Here is a 17328-nt window from a genome sequence, read left to right on the forward strand (position 1 = left end):
AAAACCTTCGGAAATTCTCCGAAGGTTTTTTTTATAATACGAACTACTAAATTTCAGTATTCAAATCCCAGTTCTGTAAATAATCATGGACATGTTTCAGGAACATGCCTCCCAAAGAACCATCTACCACACGGTGATCGTATGAATGTGACATGAACATCAGACTACGGATTGCAATTACATCGCCGTCTTTAGTTTCGAGAACTGCAGGTTTCTTAACGATTGCGCCAACGGCAAGAATTGCGACCTGTGGCTGTGGAATGATCGGTGTTCCCATTAAATTACCAAAACCACCAACATTGGAAATGGTATAAGTTGCACCTTGTGTATCTTCAGGTCTGAGTTTTTTGTTTCTTGCTCGGTATGCTAAATCATTAATTGCTTTTGCCAACCCTGAAAGTGACAGCTGATCGGCATTTTTAATTACCGGAACAATCAAATTTCCATCTGGAAGTGCTGTTGCCATACCAATATTGATATTCTTTTTCTTAATGATTTTATCACCGTCCACAGAAACATTAATCAATGGGAAATCCTGAATTGCTTTCACGATTGCTTTCACAAAAATCGGCATGTAAGTCAATTTTTCGCCTTCTCTTTTTTCAAAAATATCCTTATGCTTCGTTCTCCATTTTACGACGTTTGTAACGTCAGTTTCGATAAAAGAAGTAACGTGTGGAGAAATTCTTTTCGAATTCACCATTGAATCAGCGATAATTTTTCGAACCCGATCCATTTGGATGATTTCATCGCCCTCTCCCACTTTCACAGGCACTGCCACAGGAGCTGAAACCTGCATAGGAGAAGCTACAGGAGTCGATGTTTGAACAACTTCTGCAGGTTTACTATTGCCTCGAATTGCAACGTAGGCCAATATATCTTCTTTGGTAATTCTTCCTTCCAAACCGCTTCCTTTGATGGATTGCAATTCAGATTCGGAGATATTTTCCTGCTGTGCGATATTTTTAACTAATGGAGAAAGGTAAATTTCACCGGAAAACTCTTGTGGCGCATAATTTTGCAAAGGTTTTTCCAATTCTTTTACTTCTTCTTTGTAAAGCTGAGGAATTTCAGTTTGCACTTCGGCATGAGATTTACTTTCCTGTGGCTGTTCTGCTACAGCATCACCGGAACCATCAACTTCCAGAATCGCGATCGCCTCACCAATTTTAGCAACTTCATCTTTCTGCTTTAGGATTTTAACAATTTTACCCGAAACTGGTGTTGGAACATCAGAATCTACTTTATCGGTCGCAATTTCAACGACAGAATCGTCTTCTTTTACGGTATCGCCTTCATTAAACAACCAAGTGATCACTGTAGCTTCCATCACACCTTCTCCCATCGAAGGAAGTAATAATTTATATTCTGCCATTTTTACATTTTGGATTTTCACAAAGATAAAAATTTTTACGGATTAAAGAAATCTTAATTTTCATGCCTCTTTTTTGCTTTTATGATAAACAAATTTTCAATTCGGATTCTTCTGGTTTTTGGAAAAGTTTTCAACAAATTTTAATAGGCTTTGATTAAATTTGCATTTATATTTTTATAAAAATGAAAAATTTATACATCGTAGCCTTATTTCACATCAAAGAAAATTATTTAATGGATGCTATCGAACTCCTGAAAAAACTGGTATTTGAAACGCGCAATGAAGATGGGTGTTTGCAATATGATTTGATTGAAGATATCGACCACAAAGGCATATTTTTTCTGGTTGAATTATGGGAAACCCAGGAACACCATTACCAACATACCGGCACCGAACATTTGAATGAATTTAGATTACAGATTTCGGGAATGCTCGAGAAAAACACCGAAGTTTACAAAGGATTTAAAACCTTTTAACCCATGAAACGGCTATCGATTTTCTATCTTTTCCTAGGCTTTTTAGCTTACGGACAACAATATACTAAATCTGAAAAATCCAGAATTATGGAAGGAGAAATCACCACTCCACTTCCGATTTTTCAAAAAGAAGATTCGTTGCAGCACAAGGTTTTGCTAGCAAAATCAATCAAAGTGAAACCGCGAAATCGATATACCAAAATACTAGTAAACCGCATGAAACTCGCATTGCTTTCTACCAAAAGCGGCGTTGGAATTGCCGCACCACAAGTAGGAATAAACCGGAATATTATTTGGGTTCAACGGTTTGATTTGCCTCAAAAACCATTACATTATTTCCTTAATCCGGTTATTACCTGGAAATCCGAAATTTTAAATCTAGGACCAGAGGGCGATTTGTCGATTGCAGATTTTCGGGATCAATTTTATCGAAGTAAAGTGATACAGCTTAAATATGAAGATTTAAATGGCAAAAAACACATCGAAATTATCGAAGGGTTCACCGCTGTAATTGTACAACACGAGATTGACCATCTTTTTGGAATTCTAATTTCAGATAAAATTAAAGAGCAAAAAAACAAGAATTTTCAATCTGTACAGACCTATCAAGAGGTCGTAAAATAAACAGACTTACTTAAATTAGTTCAATTCAGCATCAAACACTTCCTTGAAGTGTTTTTTTATTTTGTCTTTTAATTCACTTACTTCTTCTTCGGAAAATTCTTTTTCGAGTTCGCGCTTCAATGAAGTAACCGTTTTATCCTTGATGCCACAAGGGATAATATATTCAAAATAGCGCAAATCTGTATTCACATTGAGTGCAAAACCGTGCATGGTGACCCATTTGGAAGTTTTCACACCCATCGCACAAATTTTTCTTGCGTATGGTTTTCCCACATCCAACCAAACACCGGTTTCACCTTCGCTTCGTTGACCTTTCAGCCCATATTCTGCGATAGTTCTTATAATAACTTCTTCCAAATTTCGCATATAAAGATGAATATCCGATTTGAAATTATCCAAATCCAAAACCGGATAACCCACAATTTGTCCGAAACCGTGATAAGTAATGTCGCCACCGCGGTTGGTTTTTACAAAAGTTGCATTTATTTCTTTTAACTTCTCGGAATTTGCAAGCATGTTCTCTTCATCACCAGATTTTCCTAAAGTATAAACATGAGGATGTTCCACAAAAAGAAGATAATTAGGGGTTTCTTCGTAATCTCCATCGGTTCTGTCACGGTTTTTCAATTTCAGTTCAATGATTTCTTTCATCAGTTTTTCCTGATAATTGAAAGCGTCAAGATATTCCATCAAACCTAATTCCTGGAAAAATAAAATTTTATTTTGTGTGGTTGTCATTATATTAATTTAGGAAATCATAGAGATTTTAGCAACCTATGATGTTGAATTTTTGAAAGCCAAACTTACAAAAATTAATTATTATGCATTAAATAAAAACATATTGAGTTTTATTTTCTTATAGGACGAAAAATAATTGTAAACCTTGAATTCGTCATCCATTTAATGATATTTTTCGTAAGCATTATCCACGATATCACCCATCACTTCAAGGAAAATATTTCTGTCGTCGGGATCATTAATATCCAATCCAAAGAACTTGCTTCCGTTCGATTCTGCATGAAGGTTCAAATAATAAGTCGAAGAAATAAGGATGCCCAAAATTGCGCGAAATTTTTTGTGATTGGCTTTAAAATAAGGATGCATAATACTCTGAAAAATCTGTTCACCCAACTCTTCCCGATGATCCGCCAGCTTTCTTAAAATATCATTGTACTCATACAATTCCCACACAATTATTTTTTGCAACTCCTTATTTTTTGAAATTGCCTCAAACATATTTTCAATAAGTATTTTGGTAAATCCTTTGCCATGATCAGAAACATCTATATTGGCAAAATCAATATTTTTCATACAACTTCCATAGTCTTCAGACTGAAGATAAGAATTAATGAGATTTTCAACAGTCCCGAAATATTTATATATCAATTTTTTATCTACTCCCGCAACTTTCGCGATATTGGTGATTTTCAATTCATGAAAACCCTTGGACTTGATAATTTCGCCAACTGTTTTAATCAGTTTTTCTTTGGTGCGGTGTTTGTCTCTTATCGGACCACTAACAACTTTTCGTGACATGATAACGAATTGATTTTAGGATGTAATGTATAATATTTTTTTATTCACTGCTTTGTGAATTATATTAAATGTTTATATTTGCAAAACATAAATGATGAGAGATCAATAGCGTCCTAAATAAAAAAAATAAGAAGGAATTAGAGTAACTCAAAGTACCTTTGAGGTTGCACAACAAAAAAACCTTCTTATGGACTCAAAATTAACATTATTTTCTCAGATTATTTCAAAAATAGACCGAGTAATTTTCAAAAAAATAGTCAAAGAAAAAAAGACCGATTACCGAAATAAAGGATTCGATAGTTGGACCCATTTAGTTTCTATGCTTTTCTGTCATTTTGCGAAAAGCACCTCGGTACGGGATATTTCCAATGGACTTCGTAGCGCAACGGGCAACCTCAATCATTTAGGAATAAAAACTGCACCTTCCAAATCTTCCATCAGTTACCAAAATGGGAAAAGAGATGCAGACTTGTTCAAAGATTTGTATTTCATATTATTAGAACATTTAGGACAGCACACCAAACAAAAACGAGTAAAGCTGAAAATAAAAGTTCCCGTTTATCTATTAGATTCCACTCTTATTTCCCTGTGTCTTTCTTTATTTGATTGGGCAACGTATCGCACTAAGAAAGGAGCTGTAAAGATGCATACCTTGCTTGAATACGATGGGAAACTTCCGGTTTATGTGAATATTACCAAAGGAAGCGTTGCGGATAATAAAGGGGCTGAAAACATTCCCTTAGAGAAAGGTGCGGTGATTGTAGCCGACCGTTTTTACAACGATTTTCCGATGCTTTCTATTTGGGACAGCAAAGGTGTTTTTTTTGTAATCAGGCATAAGGAAAACCTAAAATTTGAAACTTTACAGGAACGAGAACTTCCACCAAAAGGAGCGCAAAACATTTTGAAAGACGAAGACATAATCCTTTCAAACCCTATTTCAAAAGAAAAATACCCTAAAAAATTAAGAAGAGTGGCGGTTTTGGACGAAGAAAACAAGCAAACTATCGAAATTATCACCAATAATTTCACTTGGGCAGCTTCCACCATTGCAGAACTGTACAAACAAAGGTGGCAGATTGAGATTTTTTTCAGAGACATCAAGCAATTGCTTCATATCAAAACATTTATCGGAACATCTGAAAATGCAGTTAAAATACAAATTTGGACGGCTCTAATTACCATTCTTATCCTAAAATACCTAAAATCAATCGCAAAATATCCTTGGCAATTATCAAATCTAGTAGCATTTATCCGACTGAATATTTTTGTGAAAATTAATCTCCAGTATTGGCTCGACAAACCTTTTGACCAACCACCTGAATCTCAAAAAACATATTATCAAGGGGTTCTTTTTGAAAATCTATAGAAAATTCCGCTTAAAGCCTATCTATATGTGCATAAAATATATCTGTTTTTTTATTTAGGACAGTATTGATGAGAGATTATTTTATTTTCTTTCTTACAGTAACCGCTTCGGCGGTTATTTTTTTTATCATTCCATAAAGGGTTAAATTAAAATTTGTGTTGCATTTTTTTTAAACCTTCAAACCAGCTAACAGAGCATAATCTCTTAATCTATTTGCATTGTAAATTTACAACTTTTCTCCCTTAATACTATTAATAAATTCTGCAGCCTCAATTTTCCAGTTTTCTTTTTCGAGAAGAATTTTCACAAAAGCAGTTCCGATAATTCCGCCAGTTGCTCCTGCCGTCACTTCATCAAAATCTTTTTTATTTTTAATTCCGAAACCGATGTATAACGGATTTTTCAATGGTGAAGAAGCTAATTTCTGAAGATAATCTTTATTATTAATTGACTTATTTTCGTTTCCGGTGGTGGAAGAAGAACTCACGGCATACAAAAATCCTGAACTTAAATCATCAAGATATTTTATTCTTTCATCTGAAGTTTCTGGCGTTACCAAAAATGTAAACGTAAGACCATATTTTTCTAATATTCGACGGTAATTTTTCTCAAATTCAATCGGTGGAAGATCGGGAATTATCAATCCAGAAACACCTGATTCAGCGCATTTTTCACAAAAATTCTCGAACCCGAAACTCAAAACCGGATTGATATATCCCATCAAAATTACGGGAATTTCAATTTCATTTTTAATGGATTTCAATTGTTGAAAGAGTTTCGCGATCGTCATTCCGTTTTGCAACGCCAGTTCGTGCGCTTTTTGAATGGTCTCTCCATCAGCAACGGGATCCGAATAAGGCATTCCGATTTCCAACATATCCGCGCCGGAGTTTTGAATAAGTTTTATAATTTCAACGGTATCTTCCAGCTTCGGAATTCCGGCGGTAAAATAAATATTGAGTTTTTTACTGATCATTTTTATTAATTTTTAATCCAGATTTTTCAGATAAGTTTCCATGTCTTTATCCCCACGTCCGCTAAGGCAAATCACTACGACATCGTCTTTTTCAAACGTTTTCTTTTCCAAAACTGCCAATGCATGAGCCGATTCCAGCGCTGGAATTATCCCTTCCAATTTTGTTAATTCAAAAGCAAATTTCAGCGCTTCATCATCATTAATACTAAAAAATTCCGCCCTTTTTTCTTTAAATAAATTCGCGTGAAACGGCCCAATCCCAGGATAATCTAAACCCGCAGAAATAGAATGCGGCTCGATGACTTGTCCGTCCTCCGTTTGCATCACCAGACTTTTACTTCCATGCAAAACGCCTAAAGTTCCCAAAAAAGTAGTCGCCGCAGATTTCCCGGAATCCACACCAAAACCGCCGGCTTCTCCTGCGATAATTTTCACGTTTTTTTCATTCACGAAATGGTAGAAAGTCCCTGCAGCATTGCTTCCTCCACCAACACACGCAATCACATAGTCCGGATTTTCACGCCCGATTTTCTCATTCAACTGCCATTTTATTTCTTCCGAAATCACACTTTGAAATCTAGCTACCAAATCCGGAAACGGGTGCGGACCAACCACACTTCCGATAATATAATGTGTTGTAGTAGAATTATTGATCCAATCTCTCAAAGCTTCATTTACAGCATCTTTCAACGTTTTCGAGCCAGAAGTCGCGGGAATTACCGTTGCTCCCAACATTTTCATTCGTGCAACATTTGGCGCCTGTCTCGCAATGTCGATTTCGCCCATATAAACAATGCATTCCAAACCAAGTAATGCGCACGCTGTAGCCGTTGCAACGCCGTGTTGACCAGCTCCGGTTTCTGCAATGATGCGTTTTTTGCCCAATTTTTTAGCCAGTAAAGCTTGACCGAGCGCGTTGTTGATTTTGTGTGCGCCGGTATGGTTCAAATCTTCCCTTTTCAGATAAATTTTGGTGTGATATTTTTCACTTAAATTCTTTGCAAAATATAACGGAGTGGCTCTTCCAACGTAGTTTTTCAGCAAATCCTGAAACTCCGCTTGGAATTCTTGGGATTCAATGATTTTCAGATAATTTTGCTGCAGTTCCTCCACATTCGGATAAAGCATTTCCGGGATAAAAGCGCCACCAAATTCTCCGTAATATCCGTTTTTATCGGGGTTTTGGTAATTCATATTTTTATTTTTTTTTATTTTGTACAACGGTTTTAAAATCTATTACTAAACTTATTTTACATTATACCACATTATACGATTTTATAAATTCTTTTATTTTATCTAAATTTTTCATCCCCGGCTCCAATTCAAATTTGGAATTGATATCGAGGGAAAAAGGATGAGTGTTTATCGTTGGGATTTGATGGACGTTTTCTAAAGAAATTCCACCGCTTAGAAAATATGGAATAGAGATTTCTACTTCATTCAAAATTTTCCAATCAAAAGTTTTTCCTGTTCCTCCGAAAGCTTTGGAATCGGTATCAAACAGCAGATAATTAATAGTTGATGGTTGTTGATTAATGTTTTTTTGGAGTTCTTCTGAAGTTTGATTTCCAATTCTGATTACTTTGATCATTTTAATTTGGTTAGGCAAATTATTTTTCAAATTCGCAATATAATGATCGTCCTCATCACCATGAAGTTGAATAAAATTAAGATTTGCTTTCACTGAAAAATCAATCACATTTTCAATCGTTTCATTCACAAAAACTCCAACTTTACCTGCATGCGGAATTTCCGATATTTCTTTTAAGTTTAAATGATTAAGAACATATCTCGGTGATTTTTCATAAAAAATAAAGCCCAAGAAATCTACTTCCAAAGAAATTAATTCCTGAATTTGATCGAGTTTTGTTAATCCACATACTTTTAATTTCATCTTTTAAATACTTTCTAAAGCTATTTTCAATGGTTAAATTCTAAAATTTCTACCTAGCTAAATGTGAAATAAATTCCTCAAATTTCTGTCCCGGATTTTCATTTTTCATAAAATATTCGCCCATCAGAAATCCATCAAAACCTTTGCTCTTCAGAAATTGATAATCCTGTACACTATAAATTCCACTTTCTGCAATGGATAAAGTTCCGGCTGGAAGTAGGTTTTTCAAATCCACGGAATGCTGCAAATCCACTTTGAAATCTTGCAAGTTTCGATTATTAATTCCGACCAAATCAATATTTTTATTAAAACATTTCAATTCTTCTTCGGTATGAATTTCGAGCAAAACTTCCAGTCCTAATTCATGGGAAAGTTCCGTAAATTCCTGAACTTGAACCGGTGACAAACACGCAGCAATCAGCAAAACAACATCTGCTCCGATGGATTTTGCTTCATAAAACTGGTATTCGTCAATCATAAAATCTTTCCGCAAAATTGGTATTTGAATTTCATTTCTAATTTTTAAAATATCGTCAAAATTTCCACCAAAAAAATCAGAATCTGTTAATATAGAAATGCCACTTGCTCCACATTTTTCGTAAGTTTTCGCAACTTCCAGAACATCGGATTGATTATTTATAATTCCTTTGCTTGGCGATTTTCTTTTAAACTCAGCGATAATTCCGGACTTTTGAACCAGAGTGTCCTTTAGTGAAAAGGTTTTCCTTTCAAAAAAAGCTGAATTTTTCAGGTCTTTCAAAGAAACTTGAGATTTAGACAAAGAAATTTCTTCTTTTTTTCTTGTGATAATTTTGTCTAAAATATTCATCTTAATTCAATAGATTTTTTAAACATTGCAACGCTTTTCCACTTTCTAAACTTTCTTTAGCTGCGGCCAAACAATCATCGTAACCACCGAATTTTTCGGTATTTTTTAAAGCCATCGCAGCGTTCGCAATCACCACCGAATTTTGTTCTTCAGTTCCGTTTCCTTCCAAAATATCTCTAAAAATTCTTGCTGCATCTTGTTTTGAATTTCCACCGAAAATGCTTTCTTGATTGATAGTACTGAAACCTAATTCTTCTGCGGAAAAAATATATTCGCCCGTTTTGTCGAAAATTTTGGTATCCGAAGTCAAGGAAATTTCATCATATCCGTCGAGCGAATGAACGAGCAAGAAATTTTCTTGATTTTTTTGAAGCAAATACTGATAAATCCTCGCAATTTCTAAACTATAAACGCCAATCATGGAAAATTTTGGTTTCGCAGGATTAACAAGAGGACCTAGAATATTGAAAAAAGTTCTCAAGCCCAATCCTTTTCGCAAAGGTCCAACCGATCGCAAAGCGGGATGGAAAACGGGCGCATGAAGAAAACAGATATTACTTTTTTCCAAATCCTGGCGTAAATCTTCGGAATTAGTTTTGAATTGATAACCCAATTCTTCCAAGACATTTGAAGATCCGGAAATCGTCGAAACTCCGTAATTTCCATGTTTCGCAACATTTTGTCCGGCTCCGGCAACCACAAAACTAGCCAATGTGGAAATATTAAAAGTATTTTTTCCGTCGCCGCCAGTTCCCACGATATCTACTAAATCATGAGTTCCCAAATCCGCCGGAACAGAAAGTTTGAGCAAAGCTTCCCGAAAACCTTCCATTTCTTCGAGCGTAATGCTGCGCATCAAAAAAACGGTAACAAAAGCGGTTACTTCATTTTCATTGAATTTATTTTGAGCAATTTCGGTGAGAATCGCTTTCGCTTCGGACTTTGAAAGCGTATTATGGTTGAATAAATATTGTAATATCTCTTTCATTTTATATTATTTGAAGGTTCGGAATTTAAGCCAGAAAATTTTCTAAAATTTGTTTTCCTTTGGGAGTTAAAATGCTTTCCGGATGGTATTGTACAGCGTGTACATCGTAGTTTTTATGTTTTAAACTCATAATCATTCCGTTTTTATCTACACTGGTAATTTCTAATTCATCAGGGAAATTTTCAGGATTTACCGCCCAGGAATGATACCTTCCGACTTCTAAAGTTTCAGGTAAATTTTTAAAAAGCTTATGTTGATTAATTTGGGTGGATTCCGTTGCAACACCATGGTAAATCTCAGAAAGATTAATTAAAGTTCCTCCAAAAGCTTCAGCAATCGCCTGCTGACCCAGACAAACTCCGAAAATAGATTTCGTAGGTGCATATTTTTTAATCAATTCCAAAAGTATTCCCGCTTCCTCCGGAATTCCGGGACCAGGAGAAAGTATGATTTTATCGTATTTTTCGACCTCTTCCAAAGAAATTTTATCGTTTCTGAAAACATCAATTTTTTCGTTTACAATTTGCTCAATCATTTGAACCAAATTATATGTAAAACTGTCGTAATTATCAAGGACTAATATTTTCATCTTATTAATTTTCAATTGTTTATACTAATTTTTCTGCTTTTAGGATGGCTTTTTTCAAAGCGCCCAATTTGTTATTTACTTCCTGAAGTTCATTTTCAGCAGAAGATTTTGCGACAATTCCGGCTCCGGCTTGGTAAAATAGCGTGTTATTTTTACTTAAAAAAGTACGGATCATAATCGCCTGATTACAACTTCCATCGAAACCTACAAAACCAATAGATCCGCCGTAATAGCTTCTGGAAGTCTTTTCATAATCATCGATAAGTTGCATTGCACGGTATTTTGGAGCGCCACTTAATGTGCCCTGCGGAAAGGTGGTTGCAATCATTTCATAAGGATTTTGATCTTCGGAAACCTCAGTCGTAACTTCAGAAACCATGTGAATTACATGTGAAAAAAACTGAATTTCTTTCAATTTAGACACTTTGGTATTTTTCCCGAAAATGCTTAAATCGTTTCTCGCCAAATCAACCAGCATCGTGTGTTCCGCATTTTCTTTATCGTCATTTTTAAGCTCTTCTGCGGCTTTCAAATCTTCTTCCACATTTCCGGTTCGTTTAAAAGTTCCAGCAATCGGGTGAATAATTGCATTTCCATTTTTTATAATTAACTGACTTTCAGGACTTGAACCTAAAAGTTTATAATCACCATAATCGAAGAAAAACAAATACGGCGAAGGATTGATATTTCGCAAAGCCCGATAAACATTGAACTCGTCTCCCATAAATTTCTGCTGAAATCTTCGGCTCAAAACCAATTGAAACACATCACCTCGGAAACAGTGTTTTTTGGCAGTTTCTACAGCGTCTCTGTATTCTTCGTCAGTTAAATTCGATGCTTCCTCTCCTATTTTTTGGAAGGGAAAAATTGGTGCATTTTTTTGTTGAATTAAATTTTCAATGACGGAGATCTCCGATTTTAATCCTGAGATTTTGTTTTCAATGAGGGACATTTCGTCGTTGTGATGATTAATTGCAATCACGTACTGATAGAGACGATATCGCAAAAGTGGAATCTTATTTTCCTCAGAAGCTTCTTTGAATTTTATATTTTCAAAAAACGGAATCGCATCGTAAGAAGTGTAGCCAAAAAAACCTTGCGCGGATTTCCCGATTGGAAGATTGGGCTCTTCACATTCGAAAGATTGAGAAAAATCTTGAAGCAAATCGGTTAGTTTTTCCTTTTCAATGTTGATTTTTTCGGCACTTTCGAGTGGAAATTTGATGTGTGCTTCTTGGTAATTTCTGATTTCGATTCCGGCAATGGCATTTACAGCAATAAACGAAAAATTGTTATCATTATTTTGATTTCCGGCACTTTCGAGAAGTATGGTATCCCGAAATTGATCACGTAAACGCAAATAAATTCCAATGGGGGTAAAGAGATCGCTCAAGGTAGATTTCACCGTTGTTTTCAGCTGAATATTTCGATTGAATTTCATGATATTGTTTGGATTTTTGAATAAAAAAAAGACTTCAACATAAAGTCAAAGTCTTTTAATTTTTTGATAAAATATAATTTTTTACACAAAAGAGTAATGCTCAAGACTTTGAAAGTTTTGAGGCCACCACCAGTTTGTATTGTTGATTGTTTTCATTGGTACAAATGTATTAATGTTTTTTAAAAAAACTACATTTATTTAAAAAAAATAATTGATCGGTTCTTTCATCGCATAATTTTACACTTATCATTGAAGAAGATATCAGTGAATGGATATTTGATCTTGACTATAAATAAGAATTAATTAATCTGTTTCCGATTTATATCACTAAAATTGAAAAATTAATTTTGAAATTTCTATTTTTGCTCAAATTAAATTTATTATGAAAAAATTATTGGCAATCGCATTCATCGGAAGTTTGGTATTGGCAAGCTGCGCAAAAAAAGAAACAACAACAGAAAGCAACGTGATGTTGGAAGAACCTGAAGTAACGGTAACTGACACTGCAAAAGCAGCTCCTGCTCCTGCCGCAGCAACTCCGGTAGCTACAGATTCTGCAACCGCAAAATAAATGTTATGAAAAAAGCTTTGGTTTTCGGTTTCGCCATTTCGCTGATGGTTTCCTGTTCAAAATCTGAATCCTCATCTATTCCCGATCACAGCAATGTAACGGTAACTTCAACTCCGGAACCTGTCGTGAAAAAGGATTCCATCGAAGATTTAACCAAAAACATCGAAGAAGGAAAAGCTTTGGTGGAAGGTGCAGATTGCATGACTTGTCATCAAACCGGCGAAAAACTCATTGGTCCGTCTTATCTGGATATTGCCGGAAAATACGAAAACACTCCTGAAAATACAGAAATGCTCGCTGGGAAAATCATCAATGGAGGAAGCGGCGTTTGGGGCAGTGTGCCGATGTCTGCGCATCCGGCCATGAGTCCGGAGAACGCGAAGAAAATGGTGGCTTACATCATGAGTTTAAAAAAATAGAATCAAAGAAAAAAAATAAAGAAGTAGTCAATGAATGGCTGCTTTTTTTGTGAAAAAACACATCAAAAATCCAGAGAAATTCCCTAAATTTGCAGACTTAAAAAGCAAGAAAACATGCAGTTATCAGAACAGGAAATCATTAGAAGAGAAAAGTTGGCAACCCTTGAAAAAATGGGTATTAACGCTTTCCCTGCGGAAGAATACAACATCACAGAATCCACCAAATCCATAAAGAACGATTTTACAGAAGGTAAAAAAGTGAAGATTGCAGGTAGATTGATGAGCCGTAGAATTCAAGGTAAAGCCAGTTTTGCTGAACTGCAAGATTCTGAAGGAAGAATTCAGGTTTATTTCAACCGCGACGAGATTTGTCCAGGTGACGATAAAACGCTTTATAATGAGGTTTACAAGCATCTTTTAGATATTGGCGACATCATCGGAATTGAAGGAGAACTCTTCAAAACACAAGTTGGCGAAATGACGGTTAAGGTTGAAAACTTTACCTTACTGACCAAATCATTAAGACCACTACCTCAACCCAGAACCGACGAAAACGGTGTAACTCACGATGCTTTCAACGATCCGGAACTAAGATATAGACAGCGTTATGTGGATTTAACAGTAAATCCTCATGTAAAAGAAGTTTTCGTGAAAAGAACTAAAATGTTCAACGCGATGCGTCAGTTTTTCAATGATGCAGGCTATTTTGAAGTTGAAACTCCAATCCTGCAATCGATTCCCGGCGGAGCTGCTGCAAAACCTTTCATCACCCATCACAATGCTTTAGATATTCCATTATATTTAAGAATTGCCAATGAACTTTACCTGAAAAGACTCATCGTAGGTGGTTTTGACGGAGTTTACGAATTCTCGAAAAACTTCAGAAATGAAGGAATGGACAGAACCCACAACCCGGAATTTACAGCAATGGAAATCTATGTTGCGTACAAAGATTACAATTGGATGATGGATTTCACAGAAAAACTATTAGAATACTGTGCGACACAAGTAAACGGAAGTGCAGAATCTACTTTCGGGGAACATACCATAAGCTGGAAAGCGCCTTATCCAAGGGTTTCAATGACCGAAGCTATTTTAAAATTCACAGGTTTCGATATCACCGGAAGAACTGAACAAGAACTGTTCGACTTCGCAAAATCCATCGGAATCGATGTGAACGAAACAATGGGTAAAGGGAAATTAATCGATGAAATCTTCGGAGAAAAATGTGAAGGAAACTTCATTCAACCAACGTTTGTTACGGATTATCCGATCGAAATGTCGCCTTTAACCAAAAAACACAGAAGCAAGGAAGGATTAACCGAGCGTTTTGAATTAATGGTTTGCGGTAAAGAAGTCGCAAACGCATATTCAGAATTAAATGACCCAATCGATCAAAGAGAACGTTTCGAAGAACAACTAAAACTTTCCGAAAAAGGAGACGATGAGGCAATGTTTATCGACAACGATTTCCTTCGCGCTTTGGAATACGGAATGCCGCCAACATCGGGATTGGGAATCGGAATGGATCGTCTAATTATGTTCCTTACGAACAATGCATCCATCCAAGAAGTTTTACTTTTTCCACAAATGAAACCTGAAAAAGTTGCTCCTCAGTTCGAGTTGGATGAGGATGAAAAATTGCTTTTAGAAATTCTAAATTCCCAAGAAGAGCCAATGAATTTGGCAGATGTAAAAGCTAAAAGCCAGCTTTCCGGAAAAAAATGGGACAAAGCGACGAAAAATTTAACCAAAAACAATTTAATTAAAGTTGAAAAAACTGAAGATCAAGTTTTGATGAAATTGTTTTGATGAGCAATAAAATATGAATATAAAAACGGACTTCGGTTCGTTTTTTTTGTTAAAACTACCTTCGTTGTCTGCTGAAAGAGAACATCAAATAAAACAAAAACGGTAGAATAAACATTGAACCCAACACCAAAGCCCAACCCAAAGCAGAAATAGTTTTCGCAGAAGCCGCATGTTCTAGCAAAGAAAGATGCTCCCCGTTTCCGAGAAGAATTAAATTTGGATTATGCTGATAAGTCGCGGCAACCAAAATCATCACCACCTGAAAACCTGCTAAAATCCTTACAGGAAATAACTTTTCACGTTTCATCGCTCTTAAAATTAAAAACAAACAAATCGTAGCAGAAACCGAAGCAATAATCCCAATTGGTTTCGAGAAAACCCAGACCAGTAAAGGAATATTGGACAAATAAGCGGTAAGAAAAACTAAAATTCCGGTAATCACCACAAAAACCATGGTTTGTTTAGATTTTTTTATCATTAAATTCAATTCAAGCCGATCGCTGGTTTCTCTTAACGCAAAAACCGAAGCCAGATAAGCGCAGATAGAAACCGTAAAACATCCTACTGCAACGCCAAACCAATTCAACCAGCTGAAGATATATAAATCTAGAAAATTCGTAGCTTCCGGATTGATAGCATGTGAAATCGTAGCCGCTGCGATTAGTCCTAAAAAAAACGGAGTAAGCAAACTGGAATAGTAAAAAATTTGAGTATAAACTTCTTGCCAATCGTCTTTCACCGCGTCGTAATGCCTGAAAGTAAATGCCGTTCCGCGTGCGATAATTCCCAAAAGCATTAAAACCAAAGGAATATGCAGATAAATGGAAAGCGTAGTATAAATTTCGGGAAACCCTACAAATAAAATCACAATTGCAATAATCAGCCACATGTGATTAGCTTCCCAAACAGGTGCGATGGACTCATACATAAGTTTTTTCGTTTTGGTACGATTGCTTTTTCGGGTAAAAAGTTCCACAATTCCCGCCCCAAAATCTGCTCCGCCAAAAATAATATACAGACAGATCGAAAGCCATAGAAAACCTATTACAACGTAGATCATGATGGTTTGTTTTTAGAATTAAACTGTGGGTCGGTAGGATCGTAAAGTTTCGGAACCATTTGAATCTGTCGTCTTAAAAGAAAGATAATAATACACGACAACGAAACAAAAATCGCGGTGAAAAAATAAAAAGAATATTGAATTCCCGGCATCGGAGTTACCGCATCAGCAGTTCGCATGATTCCGTAAATAATCCATGGTTGCCGACCGACTTCAGTGACCGTCCAACCAGCTTCCAATGCAATATAACCAAAAGGCGTTGCAAACATGAACATTTTCAAAAGCCAATTTTTGGTGAGCCAATTTTTCTTAAAAAATACCGCAAACAAATAAATTCCACCAATAATAATCATCACCACGCCAAAGAAAATCATGATTTGAAAAGCATAGTGAACCACCGCAACCGGCGGCCATTCGTCACGAGGAAAATCTTTCAAACCTTTCACTTCCGCATTAAAATCATTGCTGACCAAAAAACTCAAAACTTTCGGTATTTTTAATGCATATTTAATTTCACCTTTTTCTTCATCCGGAATTCCTCCAATCACGAAAGCTGCACCTTTTTCTGTTTCGAAATGAGCTTCCATCGCAGCTAACTTGATCGGTTGTCTTTCTGCTACCGATTTCGCAGCTACATCACCACTCAATGGCGCTCCGAATGCGCCAATCAAGGCAAAACCCGCAGCAATTTTGAATGCTTTGGTATGAAACTCAATATTTTTCTTTTTTAAAATTAAATAGGCATGAACACCAGCAACCGTAAATCCGGTTGCACAAAAAGCCGCAACCGTCATGTGAAATGCCTGTGGAAACCAAGCCTCATTGAACATTGCTTTGATCGGATCGATATTTTGATATTGCCCGTCGATATAATCGAAACCTGTTGGCGAATTCATCCAAGCATTTGCCGCCACAACTAAAATTCCGGAAGCTAAACCACTGATGCCAACCAGAAATCCACAAAACCAATGAAACCATTTGTTGAATTTTTCCCAACCGTAAAGAAAAAATCCCAATGCAATGGCCTCAATAAAAAAAGCAGTTCCTTCCAATGAAAAAGGCATCCCGAAAATAGGACCTGCGTGTTTCATAAATCCAGGCCAAAGCAATCCTAATTCAAAGGAAAGCATTGTTCCGGAAACAGCGCCTGTTGCAAACAAAATTGCCACACCTTTGCTCCAAGCTTTGGTAAGTCCTTTGTAGACGAGGTTTCCGGTTTTCAAATATTTCCAGTGAGCGAATGCCATCAGAAATGGCATCACCATACCAACACAGGAAAAAATAATGTGAAAACCAAGCGACATCGCCATCTGCGAACGCGCTGCAATGAAATCATCCATGATTTTGAAATTTTGGGTCAATAAAAGTA

The 17328-nt window shown here is 36.1% G+C and carries 18 protein-coding genes; 6 read left to right on the forward strand and 12 right to left on the reverse strand.

Translation table 11 applies throughout. The features are described 5' to 3' along the window. Positions 1-46: 46 nt before the first annotated feature. Positions 47-1375, reverse strand: a complete 1329-nt coding sequence (locus H0S70_RS05140; RefSeq protein WP_188321932.1) for a dihydrolipoamide acetyltransferase family protein — start codon at positions 1373-1375, stop codon at positions 47-49. A gap of 182 nt (positions 1376-1557) precedes the next feature. Here H0S70_RS05140 and H0S70_RS05145 point away from each other — a divergent pair, with 182 nt between their 5' ends. Then, entirely contained in the window at positions 1558-1851 is a 294-nt protein-coding gene (locus tag H0S70_RS05145; RefSeq protein ID WP_123904991.1) for a putative quinol monooxygenase, read from the forward strand. Positions 1852-1854: 3 nt separating this feature from the next. Beyond that, positions 1855-2475 carry a peptide deformylase gene (locus H0S70_RS05150; RefSeq protein ID WP_188321933.1) on the forward strand — a complete coding sequence of 207 codons (621 nt, stop codon included), beginning with the start codon at positions 1855-1857 and terminating at the stop codon, positions 2473-2475. A gap of 15 nt (positions 2476-2490) precedes the next feature. Here H0S70_RS05150 and lipB read toward each other — a convergent pair whose 3' ends face one another. Both lipB and H0S70_RS05160 read right to left on the reverse strand, forming a co-directional pair. Next, on the reverse strand, positions 2491-3213 hold the full coding sequence (lipB, locus tag H0S70_RS05155; protein ID WP_123248044.1) for a lipoyl(octanoyl) transferase LipB: 723 nt from the start codon (positions 3211-3213) through the stop codon (positions 2491-2493). A gap of 162 nt (positions 3214-3375) precedes the next feature. Further along, positions 3376-4011: a TetR/AcrR family transcriptional regulator gene (locus H0S70_RS05160; protein ID WP_188321934.1), complete on the reverse strand. Its 636-nt coding sequence runs from the start codon at positions 4009-4011 to the stop codon at positions 3376-3378. 187 nt (positions 4012-4198) lie between these two features. Between H0S70_RS05160 and H0S70_RS05165 the strand changes: the two genes are divergently transcribed. Further along, the gene (locus tag H0S70_RS05165; RefSeq protein WP_188321935.1) at positions 4199-5380 is read left to right on the forward strand and encodes an IS4 family transposase; all 1182 of its coding nucleotides are present in this window, start codon (positions 4199-4201) and stop codon (positions 5378-5380) included. Between the two features lie 226 nt (positions 5381-5606). On the opposite strand, the gene trpA is transcribed toward H0S70_RS05165, so the two are convergent. The 7 genes from trpA to H0S70_RS05200 all read right to left on the reverse strand — a co-directional run bounded on the left by trpA (position 5607) and on the right by H0S70_RS05200 (position 12097). Next, entirely contained in the window at positions 5607-6356 is a 750-nt protein-coding gene (trpA, locus tag H0S70_RS05170; RefSeq protein ID WP_123904994.1) for a tryptophan synthase subunit alpha, read from the reverse strand. A gap of 12 nt (positions 6357-6368) precedes the next feature. Further along, complete coding sequence (trpB, locus tag H0S70_RS05175; protein WP_188321936.1) at positions 6369-7550, reverse strand: tryptophan synthase subunit beta; 1182 nt, start codon at positions 7548-7550, stop codon at positions 6369-6371. Positions 7551-7611: 61 nt separating this feature from the next. Beyond that, positions 7612-8250, reverse strand: coding sequence for a phosphoribosylanthranilate isomerase (locus tag H0S70_RS05180; RefSeq protein WP_188321937.1), 639 nt, complete (start codon positions 8248-8250; stop codon positions 7612-7614). 49 nt (positions 8251-8299) lie between these two features. Beyond that, positions 8300-9079, reverse strand: coding sequence for an indole-3-glycerol phosphate synthase TrpC (trpC, locus tag H0S70_RS05185; RefSeq protein WP_188321938.1), 780 nt, complete (start codon positions 9077-9079; stop codon positions 8300-8302). 1 nt (position 9080) lies between these two features. Then, positions 9081-10067, reverse strand: a complete 987-nt coding sequence (gene trpD / locus H0S70_RS05190; protein ID WP_188321939.1) for an anthranilate phosphoribosyltransferase — start codon at positions 10065-10067, stop codon at positions 9081-9083. A 25-nt stretch (positions 10068-10092) separates the two neighbouring features. Continuing rightward, positions 10093-10656: an anthranilate synthase component II gene (locus tag H0S70_RS05195; protein ID WP_188321940.1), complete on the reverse strand. Its 564-nt coding sequence runs from the start codon at positions 10654-10656 to the stop codon at positions 10093-10095. Between the two features lie 19 nt (positions 10657-10675). Beyond that, positions 10676-12097, reverse strand: coding sequence for an anthranilate synthase component I family protein (locus tag H0S70_RS05200; RefSeq protein ID WP_188321941.1), 1422 nt, complete (start codon positions 12095-12097; stop codon positions 10676-10678). Between the two features lie 382 nt (positions 12098-12479). On the opposite strand from H0S70_RS05200, the gene H0S70_RS05205 reads away from it, so the two are divergent. The 3 genes from H0S70_RS05205 (at position 12480) to lysS (ending at position 14899) form a co-directional block, all read left to right on the forward strand. Next, on the forward strand, positions 12480-12668 hold the full coding sequence (locus H0S70_RS05205) for a hypothetical protein (RefSeq protein WP_188321942.1): 189 nt from the start codon (positions 12480-12482) through the stop codon (positions 12666-12668). Between the two features lie 5 nt (positions 12669-12673). Then, positions 12674-13087, forward strand: coding sequence for a c-type cytochrome (locus H0S70_RS05210; protein ID WP_188321943.1), 414 nt, complete (start codon positions 12674-12676; stop codon positions 13085-13087). 114 nt (positions 13088-13201) lie between these two features. Beyond that, entirely contained in the window at positions 13202-14899 is a 1698-nt protein-coding gene (gene lysS, locus H0S70_RS05215; RefSeq protein ID WP_188321944.1) for a lysine--tRNA ligase, read from the forward strand. Positions 14900-14954: 55 nt separating this feature from the next. On the opposite strand, the gene H0S70_RS05220 is transcribed toward lysS, so the two are convergent. Further along, positions 14955-15959, reverse strand: coding sequence for a cytochrome d ubiquinol oxidase subunit II (locus H0S70_RS05220; RefSeq protein ID WP_188321945.1), 1005 nt, complete (start codon positions 15957-15959; stop codon positions 14955-14957). Continuing rightward, complete coding sequence (locus H0S70_RS05225) at positions 15956-17299, reverse strand: cytochrome ubiquinol oxidase subunit I (RefSeq protein ID WP_188321946.1); 1344 nt, start codon at positions 17297-17299, stop codon at positions 15956-15958. Before H0S70_RS05225 ends, H0S70_RS05220 begins: the two co-directional genes overlap by 4 nt. Between the last annotated feature and the right edge of the window lie 29 nt (positions 17300-17328).

The organism is Chryseobacterium manosquense, from assembly GCF_014623485.1.
In the GTDB taxonomy this organism is placed as follows: domain Bacteria; phylum Bacteroidota; class Bacteroidia; order Flavobacteriales; family Weeksellaceae; genus Kaistella; species Kaistella haifensis.